This is a genomic window from Acidobacteriota bacterium (genome assembly GCA_016712445.1).
GTDB lineage: Bacteria > Pseudomonadota > Alphaproteobacteria > Caulobacterales > Hyphomonadaceae > Hyphomonas.
Window position 1 is genome coordinate 40,603 of sequence record JADJRB010000003.1, and the last position, 13,195, is coordinate 53,797.

Annotated in this window: 17 protein-coding genes; 5 read left to right on the plus strand and 12 right to left on the minus strand. The window is 65.3% G+C overall.

Annotated elements, in window-relative coordinates:
• Nucleotides 1-34: 34 nt before the first annotated feature.
• Complete coding sequence (locus IPK75_16430; GenBank protein MBK8199934.1) at nucleotides 35-964, plus strand: serine hydrolase; 930 nt, start codon at nucleotides 35-37, stop codon at nucleotides 962-964.
• Here IPK75_16430 and IPK75_16435 read toward each other — a convergent pair.
• Nucleotides 954-1,757 carry a hypothetical protein gene (locus IPK75_16435; GenBank protein MBK8199935.1) on the minus strand — a complete coding sequence of 268 codons (804 nt, stop codon included), beginning with the start codon at nucleotides 1,755-1,757 and terminating at the stop codon, nucleotides 954-956. The genes IPK75_16430 and IPK75_16435 overlap by 11 nt on opposite strands.
• A 233-nt stretch (nucleotides 1,758-1,990) precedes the next feature.
• Between IPK75_16435 and IPK75_16440 the strand changes: the two genes are divergently transcribed.
• Nucleotides 1,991-2,695: a 50S ribosomal protein L25/general stress protein Ctc gene (locus IPK75_16440; protein ID MBK8199936.1), complete on the plus strand. Its 705-nt coding sequence runs from the start codon at nucleotides 1,991-1,993 to the stop codon at nucleotides 2,693-2,695.
• Between the two features lie 85 nt (nucleotides 2,696-2,780).
• Nucleotides 2,781-3,404, plus strand: coding sequence for an aminoacyl-tRNA hydrolase (locus IPK75_16445; GenBank protein ID MBK8199937.1), 624 nt, complete (start codon nucleotides 2,781-2,783; stop codon nucleotides 3,402-3,404).
• Nucleotides 3,405-3,408: 4 nt separating this feature from the next.
• Here the strand turns inward: IPK75_16445 and IPK75_16450 are convergent, their stop codons facing one another.
• The 3 genes from IPK75_16450 to IPK75_16460 form a co-directional block, all read right to left on the minus strand.
• Entirely contained in the window at nucleotides 3,409-3,876 is a 468-nt protein-coding gene (locus tag IPK75_16450; protein ID MBK8199938.1) for an NfeD family protein, read from the minus strand.
• A 32-nt stretch (nucleotides 3,877-3,908) separates the two neighbouring features.
• Nucleotides 3,909-4,871: an SPFH/Band 7/PHB domain protein gene (locus tag IPK75_16455; protein MBK8199939.1), complete on the minus strand. Its 963-nt coding sequence runs from the start codon at nucleotides 4,869-4,871 to the stop codon at nucleotides 3,909-3,911.
• A 134-nt stretch (nucleotides 4,872-5,005) separates the two neighbouring features.
• Complete coding sequence (locus tag IPK75_16460; protein ID MBK8199940.1) at nucleotides 5,006-5,488, minus strand: peroxiredoxin; 483 nt, start codon at nucleotides 5,486-5,488, stop codon at nucleotides 5,006-5,008.
• A gap of 147 nt (nucleotides 5,489-5,635) precedes the next feature.
• Between IPK75_16460 and IPK75_16465 the strand changes: the two genes are divergently transcribed.
• Both IPK75_16465 and IPK75_16470 read left to right on the plus strand, forming a co-directional pair.
• Nucleotides 5,636-6,202 (plus strand): YqgE/AlgH family protein, encoded by a 567-nt coding sequence (locus tag IPK75_16465; GenBank protein MBK8199941.1) that lies wholly within the window; start codon nucleotides 5,636-5,638, stop codon nucleotides 6,200-6,202.
• A complete protein-coding gene (locus IPK75_16470) occupies nucleotides 6,199-6,729 on the plus strand; it encodes a GNAT family N-acetyltransferase (protein MBK8199942.1) in 531 nt (176 codons plus the stop codon). The genes IPK75_16465 and IPK75_16470 overlap by 4 nt, the downstream gene beginning before the upstream one ends.
• A 3-nt stretch (nucleotides 6,730-6,732) precedes the next feature.
• Here the strand turns inward: IPK75_16470 and IPK75_16475 are convergent, their stop codons facing one another.
• The 8 genes from IPK75_16475 to IPK75_16510 form a co-directional block, all read right to left on the minus strand.
• Nucleotides 6,733-7,761 (minus strand): EAL domain-containing protein, encoded by a 1,029-nt coding sequence (locus IPK75_16475; protein MBK8199943.1) that lies wholly within the window; start codon nucleotides 7,759-7,761, stop codon nucleotides 6,733-6,735.
• An 11-nt stretch (nucleotides 7,762-7,772) separates the two neighbouring features.
• On the minus strand, nucleotides 7,773-8,339 hold the full coding sequence (locus IPK75_16480; GenBank protein MBK8199944.1) for a GNAT family N-acetyltransferase: 567 nt from the start codon (nucleotides 8,337-8,339) through the stop codon (nucleotides 7,773-7,775).
• 9 nt (nucleotides 8,340-8,348) lie between these two features.
• Nucleotides 8,349-9,728, minus strand: coding sequence for a threonine synthase (locus IPK75_16485; protein MBK8199945.1), 1,380 nt, complete (start codon nucleotides 9,726-9,728; stop codon nucleotides 8,349-8,351).
• Entirely contained in the window at nucleotides 9,725-10,408 is a 684-nt protein-coding gene (locus tag IPK75_16490) for a hypothetical protein (protein MBK8199946.1), read from the minus strand. The genes IPK75_16485 and IPK75_16490 overlap by 4 nt, the downstream gene beginning before the upstream one ends.
• Before the next feature lie 86 nt (nucleotides 10,409-10,494).
• On the minus strand, nucleotides 10,495-11,373 hold the full coding sequence (locus IPK75_16495) for a cytochrome c oxidase subunit 3 (protein ID MBK8199947.1): 879 nt from the start codon (nucleotides 11,371-11,373) through the stop codon (nucleotides 10,495-10,497).
• Nucleotides 11,374-11,447: 74 nt separating this feature from the next.
• Nucleotides 11,448-12,029, minus strand: a complete 582-nt coding sequence (locus IPK75_16500) for a cytochrome c oxidase assembly protein (GenBank protein ID MBK8199948.1) — start codon at nucleotides 12,027-12,029, stop codon at nucleotides 11,448-11,450.
• Nucleotides 12,029-12,199: a protein CoxF gene (locus tag IPK75_16505; protein ID MBK8199949.1), complete on the minus strand. Its 171-nt coding sequence runs from the start codon at nucleotides 12,197-12,199 to the stop codon at nucleotides 12,029-12,031. Before IPK75_16505 ends, IPK75_16500 begins: the two co-directional genes overlap by 1 nt.
• Before the next feature lies 1 nt (nucleotide 12,200).
• Nucleotides 12,201-13,154: a protoheme IX farnesyltransferase gene (locus IPK75_16510; GenBank protein ID MBK8199950.1), complete on the minus strand. Its 954-nt coding sequence runs from the start codon at nucleotides 13,152-13,154 to the stop codon at nucleotides 12,201-12,203.
• Between the last annotated feature and the right edge of the window lie 41 nt (nucleotides 13,155-13,195).

The window sequence follows — 13,195 nt, forward strand, 5'->3', positions numbered from 1 at the left end:
GCTGACTGCAGCGGTCAGCGCCCGGCTGCAACCGATGCTGGATTTTGCCTTCAGCGACCCCGGCCCGGAGAGCCTTGGCGAGACGCACGCATTTCTCGCCGTGCAGGGCGGAAAGATCGTGGCGGAACGCTATTGGCGCGGTTTCGGCGAGACCAGCACGCATCCGTCCTGGTCAAAGGCAAAGAGCATGACGCAGGCCCTGGTCGGCATTCTGGTGCGCGAGGGCAAGCTGAATATCCATGCGCCGGCGGATGTGCCAGAATGGCAGGGCACGGACGATCCGCGCCGCCACATCACGCTCGACCAGCTGCTGCGCATGTCTAGCGGTCTCAAGTTCTCCGAGGACTATGTGGATGCCGGTGTGTCGGACGTGATCGAGATGCTGTTCGGCTCCGGCAAAGACGATGTTGCCGCCTATGCCGCCAGCCTGCCTCTGGCGCATACGCCGGATACGCACTGGAGCTATGCCAGCGGGACAACCAACATCGTGGCGCGGTGCGCCGCGCGCGCGCTCGGCGCGGCGGGCGACGACTTCCGGTCGTTCATGTTCCGCGAACTCTTCGAGCCGCTGGGCATGTCGTCGGCGGCGCCCAAGTTCGATGCGGCGGGCACGTTCATAGGCTCGTCGTTCTGCTACTGCACGGCGCGGGACTTTGCCCGCTTCGGCCTGCTCTACATGAGGGACGGCGTTTGGGACGGCCGGCGGATCCTGCCGGAAGGCTGGGTTGACTATGCCCGCACCCCAACCCCGGTGCCGGCCACTGAGGCCTTCGGATATGGTGCGCATTGGTGGCTCGGCCTTGCCGGCCCGGGCAGTTTCTCGGCCAACGGATACGAGGGCCAATACACCGTGCTGGTGCCGGAGCTGGACCTGATCCTCGTGCGCAACGGCAAGTCACCGCTGGAACAGAAGGACGAGGTGATCCGCTGGATGCAACGCGCGGCGGACTGCTTCAGGCGGTAGCGGCCACGCGCCGCCTGCGCGGCATACGGACGATCACCAGCCAGGCGAGCATCGCCAGAACCGGTGCAACGCCGAGCCATAGCGGCAGGGTCGTGTCGTGGAACCATTGCGGAAACACTTGCGGCTGGCCGAAGAACAGCGAGCCCGAGGCGATGAACATCGAGAAGCACATCCGCCAGAGGTGCCGCGCCGTGCGGGCCGCGCCGCGGATTGCGCCTCTCAGGATGACATGCAGCTCGCCCGCAGCCGCAAAGGTGCCGGCAATCATGAAGAGGTAGAAGGCCTGCGGCGGCGATCCGTCGATCGTGCCGGTGTCACTTTGCGATCCCATCCAGGCGAACGTTGCGCCGGCGGCGATGAGCGCGAGCGCGATTGCCAGACCGGCATACTGGGCGGCGCCGGCCCGTGTCTCGACGCGTTGGCGGGCCGTCATCCAGCCGGTGACCAGAAGGTAGAGCGCCATCACACCGGCAACGAAATTCGGACGCTGCCCGGTTTCGAGGAACGGCGCGACGCCCGCCCCGATGGCATAGGTGACCAACATCGAGAGAAAGAACACGCCGCCGGCAGCGCGGTGCAGCGCCTTGCCTTTTGGCGCGGCGACAGCGACCGCGCCGGACAGGAGGCCAAGCGCGCCGCCGCCGATGTGCGCGTACAGCAAGGCGTCGGCGCCAAGGTGCATCCAGAGCGGCGAGCCCGGCAAGGCTTTCAGATTGTCGGCATGAGCAATACCGGCCAGCAAGGGAAGCGCAGCGACGGCGATCAATGGAAAGCGGGCCGCGTGTCTGATCATACCTGAGCCCTAGATTCGATACTTGGAATTTATCGTTATACGATATGTTGATTTATCGCAATACAATATTCAGCGGAGCGTGGAACAGGCCCGCCTCACCACCGGCAAGCGGCCCTTGCCAGATTTTCCCCGCTGCCCTATACGCCGCCGTTCAGAAAGGACGGCGCGAGGCCGTACCTGTCAGGTTCCGACCTTCCTCAGAGAAGGCACGGTCCAGGGCGAAAGGAAAACACATGTCCAAGAGCAAGATCACTTTCAACGTCGACGTGCGTGAGCGCGTGGGCACCGGCGGCGCCCGTGAGGCACGCCGCCAGGGCTTCGTGCCCGGCGTCCTTTACGGCGGCGATCTCGCCCCGGTCGCCATCAACCTGCGCAAGCCGGAAGTGGTGAAAGCCATCGAAACCGGCAAGTTCCTCAACACCACCGCCACCCTGATCCACAAGGGGGAAAAGCAACTGGTTATCCCGCAGGGCATCCAGATGCACCCGGTGAGCGACCAGCCGTGGCACGTTGACCTGCGCCGCGTCGAGCCCGACCAGATCATCAAGGTCGAGGTTCCGGTCCACTTCAAGGGCGCGGATCTCTGCCCGGGTATCAAGAAGGGCGGCACGCTCAACGTCGTGCGCCACACGGTCGAGCTGAACGTTCCGGCTGGCCACATCCCGGAATCCATCGAAGCCGACATCTCGGCGCTCGAAGTCGGCGACAACGTCAAGATCTCGAACATCAAACTGCCGAAGGACGCCTCCCCGGCCATCACCGACCGCGACTTCACGATCGCCACGATCGCTGGTCGCGGTGGCAAGACCGAGGAAGAGCCCGCAGCCGCGCCGTCGGCTGATGCGGTGCCGGCTGCCAAGGCGAAAGCCCCGGCTGCAGGCGCAGCCGCCGCTCCGGCAAAAGGCGCCGCTCCGGCGAAGCCCGCCCCGAAGAAGTGATCCGTTCTGGACAATCAGGAGGCCGCCCGTCACAAGCGGGCGGCCTCTTTGATTCCGGGGGCAGTGAACGAAGGACCCGAGCGCCATGCTGATCCTCGCCGGACAGGGAAATCCGGGTACGAAGTATGCGAAGAACCGGCACAATGCCGGCTTCCTGCTGCTGGACCGGATCCACGCGGCGCATGGGTTCGGCCCGTGGCGGGCGAAGTTCGATTCCGAAATTTCCGAAGGTGCGGTGGATACGCCGGGCGGGCGCCAGAAGGTTCTGCTGCTGAAGCCGCAGACTTATTACAACGAGTCGGGCATCGCCATGTCGAAGGCCTGCACCTTCTACAAGGTCGGCGCCGAGGCGGTGACCGTGCTGCATGACGAGATCGATCTGGCGCCCGGCCGCGTGCGGGTCAAACGCGGCGGCGGGCATTCGGGCAATAACGGCATCCGTTCGGCCATCGCGCACCTGGGCGCCGATGTTCGCCGCGTGCGGGTCGGTGTCGGCCATCCCGGCGACAAGTCGCTGGTGATGCCATACGTGCTGTCAGACTTTTCGAAGGCGGACCTTGAATGGTTCGTGCCGCTCAGCGACGCCATCTGCAAGGCGCTGCCCTATCTCGTTGCGGGCGACGATGAGCGCTTCCAGACTGAAGTGATGCGCCTCGCCCCCGCCCCCAAGCACGACCCGAAACAGCCGGGCCGTCCGGGGACGGAGTAACGCGTCAGGCCTTGCGGACAACCGCCGTGTTGGAGCGGGTCGAGTCGACGATGATCTTGTCGCCGACCACCAGCGTCGCTGATGCGTCCACCGGCTCGGCGCCCCAGACCGTGTCGCCGATCTTCACCTGGCCATTGCCGTCGACGAGATCACGCGTGACCTCCCCGCGCTGGCCAACCAGTTGTGTCATACGCTTGTTGAGCGTCGGGTGCTCCGGCGAGACCCTGCGCATGCCGGGAAACACGTAGCGACTGATAACGATCAGCCCCACGCAGGCGACGGCGAACACCACGCACTGGACCTGCCAGGCGGTGGCAGATTCCGGGGCAAATGCTGCGAAGGCTGCCGTCAGCGCCGCCGCAATCGAGGCCATCAGCAGGTCGAATGTGCCGGCGACCATCTCGATCCCGAACAGGATCAGGGCGAGCACGAGCCAGTGCCACCAGGTGACTTGGGAAAGCAGTTGTTCCATGAGATGCCTCCTTCAGCAGGCAGATGATCGGATCAGCTACGCGTCGTGGGCGGAACGGCGCCGGCCGGCGGGCGCGGCGTGTTGCTCTGCTTGGCGCCCTCGGTGAGGCCGCGGATGCCTTCGATGGTGCCGAGGATCGACGAGAACTCGGCCGGGATGATGACCGTGCGCTGTTGCGGCGACGTGGCCAGCTTCTCGAAAGCGGCCACATAGGCCTGGCCCAGGAAGTAGTTGATGGCGTTGACGTCGCCGCGGGCGATGGCCTCCGACACCATGGCGGTTGCCTTTGCCTCGGCCTCGGCTTCACGTTCGCGCGCTTCGGCATCGCGGAAGGCGGCTTCGCGGCGACCTTCGGCTTGCAGGATCTGCGACTGTTTCTGGCCCTCGGCCTTGAGGATCGCCGATTGCTTCTCACCCTCGGCGGTGAGGATCTCGGCGCGCTTCAGGCGCTCGGCCTTCATCTGACGGGCCATTGCTTCGGTGATGTCGGCCGGCGGGGTCAGGTCCTTGATCTCGATCCGGGTGACCTTCACGCCCCACGGATGCGTCGCCGCGTCGATGGTGCCGAGGAGGCGGGCGTTGATCTCGTCGCGGTTCGACAGGACCTGGTCGAGGTCCATCGAGCCGACCACGGTACGGATGTTGGTCATCGAGAGGTTCGAGATGGCGTGGATGAGGTTGTTGACCTCATAGGCGGCCTGCACCGCGTCGATCACCTGGATGAAGACAATCGCATCGCAGGAGACCATTGCGTTGTCGCGCGTGATCACTTCCTGCTGGGGCACTTCCAGCACCGTCTCCATCATGTTCATCTTGCGCCCGATGCGGTCGATGATCGGGTTCACGACGTGTGGGCCGGGCGACAGGGTCTTGGTGTAGCGCCCGAAGCGCTCGACGGTCCAGTTATAGCCCTGGGGCACGAATTTCAGCGCGCTGAACAGACCGATGACGACCACGGCAAATATCAGCACGAAGGCGGCTGCGACGATGTCCATTGAGTTCCCTCTCCACAGTTACTCTAGCAGTTATTTGGGAGGGATTTGCCGTTATTCAATAAAAATCGGCCTGCCCATACCCCGAGCAGGCCGATCATTACGGAATTCGGTTAAGAGTCGTTAACGGCCGGGATTCAAAGCTGGCCGAGCAGGTAGTCGGCCGCCGAAACCTTGAATTCACCGCCCTGCTCGACGTTCAGCTCGGCCACGACGCCGTCTTTCACGAGCATGGAGTAGCGCTGCGAGCGCTTGCCCATGCCGAAACCGGACGCGTCGAGCTCAAGGCCGAGGGCCTGCGCGAAGGCCCCGTTGCCATCGGCCAGCATGCGGACGGCCTCGTCGGCGTGGGAAGACTTGCCCCAGGCGCCCATCACGAACACGTCGTTGACCGAAGTGCAGACGATGTCGTCGACGCCTTTCGATTTGAATTCGCCGGCCTTGTCGACGAAGCCAGGCAGGTGGCGGGCAGAACAGGTCGGCGTGTAGGCGCCCGGCACGGCGAACAGCGCGACGGTCTTGCCGCCGAACACCTGCGCCGTGGTGACGGGTTTCGGGCCATCGGCCGTCATTTCCATGAAGGTTGCTTCGGGCAGCTTGTCGCCGACTTTGATCGTCATCTGGCAGTCTCCTTGTTTGCCCGCCGGAGATAGGCCGGAGTGCCCCCGCCCGCAAGGCATTGGCAGGTTGCGGTGCACAAGAGCCCGCACCGGATTTTCACTTGCAATCGCTTCCCGGCTGGCCCAGCCTCGCGGTCGGAGACCAGCATGCAAGTCGAGAACGACCTCACCGGCAAGCTCCTGATTGCCCTGCCCGGCATCGGCGACACGCGCTTCGAGCGGTCGGTCATCCTGCTCTGCGCGCATACGCCCGAGTTTGCGATGGGGATCGTGCTGAACAAGCCGGTGGAGGGCATCGACCTTCAGGACCTGATGGAACAGATGGGCATCCGCATGGAGATTTCCCTGCGGGGCGTGCCCGTGCTGGAAGGCGGGCCGGTCGCGACCGAGCGCGGATTTGTGCTGCACACGGATGATGTGATCTGCGACGGCGCCACGATGGAAGTCGACGGCGACATCTGCATGACGGCAACGAAAGACATTCTCGGCATGGTCGCGTCGATGTCGGCGCCGCGCCAGTCGATCTTCGCGCTTGGCTATGCCGGCTGGGGTGCCGGGCAGCTGGAAAGCGAGCTCGCGGAGAATGCCTGGCTGGTCTGCGAACCGGATTCCGACCTCGTGTTCGGCGAGGCATTCGAACACAAATGGCGCCACGCCATGACGCGGCTCGGTGTCGATCTCTCACGCCTGCAACCGGGAACGGGAAACGCATGAAACCGTCCACGCTGTCCATTCATGAAGCGACTACGACGCTCGACATCGCCGCGTTTGGCGGCCTCATCTCCGAATATGTTGCCTGGTGCCGCGAGCGCTACAAGAATGAGCCCTGGCTTGTCGAGATGGCGTTCAGCCATCAGGGCCTGGACGCCGAACTGCTCAACCTGAGCGGCCTCTATGGCCCGCCCAATGGCCGCATGTTGCTGGCCGAGGACGCCTTGGAGATTCTCGGCGGCGTTGCCTACAAGCGGGTTGATCCGTCCACGTGCGAAATGAAGCGCCTGTTCGTGCGCTCGACTGCCAATGGCCGGGGCCTCGGCCGCAAGCTCTGCACCTCGCTGATGGAGACCGCCGCCCGCGACGGCTTCACACGGATGCGGCTCGACACGACGCGCGACATGGTCGAAGCCATCGGGCTCTACAAGACGTTCGGCTTCCGCATCGTCGAGCCGTTCATCGACTATCCGGAGCGGATGCGCCCGATGATGGTGTTCATGGAGCGCAGCCTCGACGACTTCGCCTGAGCGTCAGCCCTTCAGGAACTTCAGCGCTGCCTTCGCGTCGACGCCTTTCGAGAAGGCAAAACCCTGCGCATTGTCGAAGCCGAGCGCACGCAGCCGCGCGGCGTCCTCACGCTTTTCCACGCCCTCGGCCGTCGTCGACATGCCGAGGCGGCTGGCGAGCAGCGTGATGGTCGAAAGGATGGTGTCGGTGCGCGCCTGCCCGAGCTTTGCCGTGAGCCCGTGGTCGATCTTCAGGCTGTCGAAGGGCAGGTCCGCGAGCCAGGCGAAGGAGGAATGGCCGGTGCCGAAATCATCGAGCACAAGGCCCGCGCCGACGGCTTTCAGCGCCATCGCGGAGGCGAGCGTCTTCGTCTCGTCGCGCAGCGCCGCCTGTTCGGTCAGCTCGATGCGGATGGCGCGTTCGGGCAACTGGTAGCTCGTCGTCAGCGCATCGATCAGCGCCGGAATGGTGCTCTTGGTCAGCTCGCGCGCGGTAAGGTTCACGTGCATGAAAAGATCGTCGCGCTTCGCTTCGCGGCGCAGGTCGGCCAGCGTCTCGGCGGCGCGGATCAGCATGTTGGAGGCGAGCGCCTGGTCCTCCCAGCGGCTCGGCGGCGCCGTGTGGGCGGGGCCGGTCCAGCGGGCGAGCGCTTCAAAGCCGACGACGCGGCCATCGCGCAGGGAAATGATAGGCTGGTAGACAGGCACGAGGTCCGGGCCGGGCTTGAGTTCGGAGGGATCAATCTCCGGAAATTTCTCGCCGGTCATCAAGATGCCGCGCGCTTCAACTTCGCTGGTAAACATGCCTGCGAGGTGAACGTCCTGCCCGGTAGACAGGCGCAGCGGACACAGGACCGAACCTTCCCCCGTGGCGAGGGCGCGGCCAAGCCGGCCTCGGCTGAGGCCTTCCAGCATCTTGTCCAGTGCATCCAGCGACCACACGCCGCCCAGATCGGACAATGGCGTGCCGGACGGCGCCTCGATCTCGAGGCGGCCCGGTTCCGGGCGCCAGATCCAGCTGCCCTGAGCCTCAGTGGGTTTCGCAAGTGCCATGGGCAGGATACCTAGCGGTCTGGTTGCGGCCTGACGAGACCGAAAAGGATGTGGTCGCGCCGTGTGCCTGCAATCTCGAGGTAGGCGGCGGCGCGCCCTTCTTCAGCAAATCCTGTGCCTTCCAGCACGCGGCGCGAGCGCGCATTCTCGGGCACGATGCCGGCCTCGATGCGCGCCAGGCCCAGCTCGCCGAACGCCCAGTCGCACGCCGCTTGCACCGCTTCGCGCATGTAGCCCTGCCCTTCGAAGGCGGCGCCCTGCCAGTAACCAAGACTGGCGCTCTCCGCCGGCCACGGCCGGACATGGGTGAAGGACAGTCCGCCGACCAGCGCCTCGTCGCTCTGGCGGCGGATAAGGAAGACATAGGCGGTCCCGGCGCGCCAGGCAGCGGTCCAGGCCGAAAGGCGGCGGCTCCAGTCGCGCCGCGACAGCGCATCCAGCGGCCAGCTCGGCTCCCATGGCTCGATATAGGCCCGGCTGTCGCCGCGCACTTTCGCCCAATCGGCATAGTCCGCCCGCCGGGCCGCCGTCAGCACGAGCCTCGGAGAGACGATCACGGTGTCGAGCGGAACGCTCATCCGGCCTGCTCAATCCGCGAAGGCGAGGATGCGGCTGCGCACCGCGCCCAGGTCGGATGGCATGCGTTCGTAGACTTCGCCGCGCGCGCTCAAAGCGGCGCAGCGCACCGGCAGCGGCGCGTCCTGGCCAGTTGCCTGCTGTACGGTTTCCGGGAATTTCGATGCCGCTGCGGTCGCGAGGACGACCGTGACCGCATCCTTGCGTGCAAGGCGGCGGGCCAGCGCGGTGCCAACCGCCGTATGCGGACAGATCAGCCAGCCGGTTTCGGTGCGGAAGCGTTCCATCTCTGCCAGCGTGTCGCCATTGTTGATGGTCGCAGCTGACAGTCCAGAACAGCCGAGCCGCGACGGCGCGCCGTCCGGCAGGGCCGTATCGCCCGATTGTGCGTAGGCGGCGTAAGTCGCCCGAACGGCGTCGGCGTCACGGCCGGTGACTTCAAACAGGATGCGCTCGAAGTTCGACGGCACGGAAATGTCCATCGCCGGGCTCGGCGTCGCGACGGCGGCCTTGCGGGTCATGCGACCGGAATCGAAGAGGCGCGCCAGGGCATCATTCTCGTTGACGGCGCAGACGGCTTCGAACCCGCCCGGCAGCAAGCCACAGCGCGCCGCGACATAGCCCGCGAGCGCGTCGCCCATGTTGCCGCTCGGCACGACATAGCGGACCGGCGCGCCGCGCAGTTGCGCCTGGCTGGTGGCGTAATACACCGACTGCGCCGCGATGCGGGCCCAGTTGATCGAATTGACACCCGAGAGGCTGACTGTCCGCGCGAAGTCCTTGTCCGCAAACAGCTGCTTCACGATCGCCTGCGCGTCGTCAAAGTCGCCGCTGGTGGCGATGTTGAGGATGTTGGGCGCGCCTGTGGTCGTCATGAACAGGCGCTGGACCGGCGAGATGCGGCCTTCGGGGTGCAGGATGACGAGGCGCGCCTGCGCCGACCCGGCGAAGGCCGCTGCAGCCGCGCCGCCTGTGTCGCCGGACGTGGCACAGACCACGGTCAGTCTCTCGCCCGATTGGCCGAGCAGGTAGTCGTACAGCCTCCCGATCAGCTGCATGGCGACGTCCTTGAATGCCAGCGTCGGGCCGTGATGCAGTTCCATCAGCCAGCTGTCCGGCCCCCACTGGGTGAGCGGGGCGACCGACTGGTGCGCGAAGCCGGCATAAGCTTCGCGGCAGATCTGGCGCACGGCATCGGCCGGGATCGCATCGCCCGCGAAAGCGGACAGTATGCGCGCAGCCACGTCCGTATAAGACTCGCCCGGCTTGGCCGGCGCGATCTGGGGCCATTCCTTCGGAACATACAGTCCGCCGTCCGGCGCGAGTCCGGCAAGGCAGGCTTCGGCGAAACCGGTTTCAGGCGCTTGGCCGCGGGTGGAGATGTACTTCACGGGGTATCCGTTGGCTTGAAGCGCAGGCGTCCGCGCTGGTGATGCAGGGCGAGATACACACCGACGAGGCCGATGGCGAGGCCCCACCAGGTCAGCGCATAGCCGAAATGGCGCTCGGGCGGCAGGCGGTCGTCCATCTCCGGCCGCATGAACGGGTTGTCGACCGCTTCCGGCATCGGCGTGTCGGTGCGCAGCAGGGTCTCCGGCTCGAAGATCCGGTCCTCGACCTTCGCGGCGAGTTCGGGTTCGAGCGTCGCGGCAAGCGCGGCCGGGTCGAACGCCTGGAACAGGCCCTTCTCCGGCTCGTCAGGCGACGAGAAAGTGTTGCGATGTTTCGCATCGTGCCAGATGCCGCGGGCGGAGAAGAATTGCGGGCGCGTGATCTCGGTCGGCGCCGGGGGCTCCATGCCGTAGTGCAGTGTCTGCGAGACGAAGGCGGCGGTGTCGCCCATGTCGACAAGGACCACGTCGCGCCAGGCGGCGCTGCCATCGGTCAGTGAATAGACCTGGCGCACGGTGCCGGGTGTGAGCGAGCCGGACAGGGTTGCCCATTCCGGAGGCGCGTCGCGCGCCGCCATCTTGTCGGTGTAGCGCGTCCACTGCCAGTTCCCGAACATCACCAGGATCACCACGCACACTGCCGAGAACAGGGTCAGCACCGGATAAGGCTTGAAGGTCATGGAGGCAGTCTCCTTCGGGAAGAAAAAAGCCCGCCGGAGGCTTGTCGCACCGGCGGGCTTTCAATCGGATCGCAGAGCCTGTCCGCTTACTTGCCCGCTTCGAAGGCGAGGTAAGGCGTGACGTAGACGAACGCGAAGAGGAACAGCCACACCACGTCCACGAAGTGCCAGTACCAGGCGGCGAATTCGAAGCCGAGGTGCTTCTTCGGCGTCAGGTTGCCAGCATACATGCGGATAAGGCAGACGGTCAGGAAGATCGTGCCGATGATGACGTGGGCGCCGTGGAAGCCGGTCGCCATGAAGAAGGCTGAGCTGTAGACGTCGGTGTCGAACGCGAAACCGGCATGGCTGTACTCCAGCGCCTGAAGGGCGGTGAAGGCAAGGCCGAGCAGGATGGTGATGAACAGGCCGAGCTTGGCGCCCTTCATGTCGCCGTGCTGCAGCGCGTGGTGCGCCCAGGTTACCGTGGTGCCCGACAGCAGCAGGACGAGGGTGTTCATCAGCGGAAGGTGGAAGGGGTCAAAAGTCACGACACCTGACGGCGGGAACTGCTTGAACTGGTCCAGACCTTCCTGGAACAGCGGGTTCAGCGCGTCCCAAGTGTGACCCGTGCGGGCATCCCAGAAAATAGCAAATTCGAAGAAGCTCCAGAACCAGGCAACGAAGAACATGATCTCGGAAGCGATGAAGAGCAGCATGCCGTAGCGCAGGCCGATCTCCACGACGGGCGTGTGGTCGCCGGTGCGGCCTTCCTTCACGACGGTGGCCCACCAGCCAAACATCGTCCAGAACACCATCGCGAAGCCGACGGCCATCAGCCACCAGGTGCCTTCTGCGAGGCCGAACAGGCCTTTCATGTAGGTTACCGCGCCAATCGCAAGCGTGAGCACCGCCATCGAGCCGATCAGCGGCCAGGGCGATGGGTTTACAAGGTGGTAGTCGTGTTTGACTTCGCCGCCGGACATGAGTGTCAAATCCCCTATGGAATCCCTGAACTTTGGGGCTGTTTAACGTGCGCCCCGGCCACGATGCAACTGATTCAGCCGGGTGATGCCGAATTCGCCGCACCCTCTGCCACCGTCTGGTTACGGGGGCCTGAATACGCCGAACTGTCAAAGAAAGTGTAGCTGAGGGTGATCGTCTCGAGCTGCGCCGCCACATGGTCCTCGATCATGTCTGGCGACACGAAATACACCACCGGCAGCTTGCGCGTTTCGCCCGGCGCGATCACGCGCTCGGAAAAGCAGAAACACTCCAGCTTGTTGAAGTACGGCCCGGCATAGTGCGGGGTGACGTTGTAGCTGGCGATCACGCGCACTTCGGCGTCGGTCGGGTTGGTTACCTCGTAGAAGGCGAGCCCGTGCTGGCCGATCTTGACCGTCTGGACCGCCTGCAGCGGCCGGAACAGCAGCGGCGCATCCGCGACGTTGGCGTCGAAGCGGACATCCACTGTTTTCTCGAGGATTTCCGACGGGCCTTTGGTGGCGATACGCGTTGTGCCGCCAAAGCCGGTTACCTGGCAGAATCCGGCGTAGAGCGGCTCTGCCGCGAAGGCGAGCCCGAGCATGCCGGCGACGCCCGCAGCGGCGATGCCCGCGATCAGACGGTTGGAAACGGCCATTACATGCGCTCCGCGATGCCGTCGCCGGTAGCGAGGCGAATGATCGTGGTGACCATGACGAGCAGGACGAACGCGCCCAGCGCCAAGCCGAGCCACAGGTTGCGGCGCTTGCGGGCTTTCAGGGCTTCGGCGTCGAGCGGCTGGGGGGCGGGTTCGGGCGGGTTGGCCATCTCAGGCTCCGGTCAGCGGAAAGTAGAGACCTGCGCCGTGTTCGGCGAGCACGGCGCCGAACAGGGCGAACAGGTAGAAGATTGAGAAGACGAAAGTCGTCTTGGCAAGTTTCATGTCGGCGCCCGGCGCGCCGTCATCCCCGGCCTGCGAGCGGACGAGGCGTGCGGCGTAGGCAAGGAAGACCGCGCCCAGACCGGCGGCGGCGGCGGCGTAGATCCAGCCGCCGAGACCGGTCCAGAGCGGCAGCAGCGTCACGGGCACCAGCACCAGCGTATAGATCAGGATCTGCGCGCGCGTTGCCTTCGCCCCGTGCGTCACCGGCAGCATCGGCACGGACACCTTGGCGTATTCCTTGTGGGCGAGCAGTGACAGCGCCCAGAAATGCGGCGGCGTCCAGAAGAAGATGATGGCGAAGAGGATCCAGGCGTCGAGCGGCATGTTGCCGGTCACGGCCGCCCAGCCGATGACCGGCGGGAACGCCCCTGCCCCGCCGCCGATGACGATATTCTGCGGCGTCGCCCGCTTCAGCCACATCGTGTAGATGACGCCGTAGTAGAAGATCGAGAAAGCCAGCAGCGTGGCGGCGAGCCAGTTGGAGGCGAGCCACATCAGCATCACCGACACGCCGGACATGATCAGGCCCATCGCGAGGGCTTCCTCACGCGGCACGGCGCCGGACGGGATCGGGCGGGTTGCGGTGCGGGCCATCACCGAGTCGATGTCGGAATCGTACCACATGTTGATCGCGCCCGCGGCGCCCGAGCCGAGCGCGACTGCGAGCGTCGCGATCGCCGCCATGGCCGGGTGCATGGCAATGCCGGTCATGCTGGACGCGGCCACTAGACCGGCAAACCCCGTGAACACCACCAGCATCATGATGCGGGGCTTCATCAGGTTCAGGTAGTCCGCCGCAGTGGCGTGACGTTTCTGGGAAGGCGCGATTGCCTCGGTCATCGTATCTTTTCTCTGACTTTCCTAGTCGAAACGGCCCACAC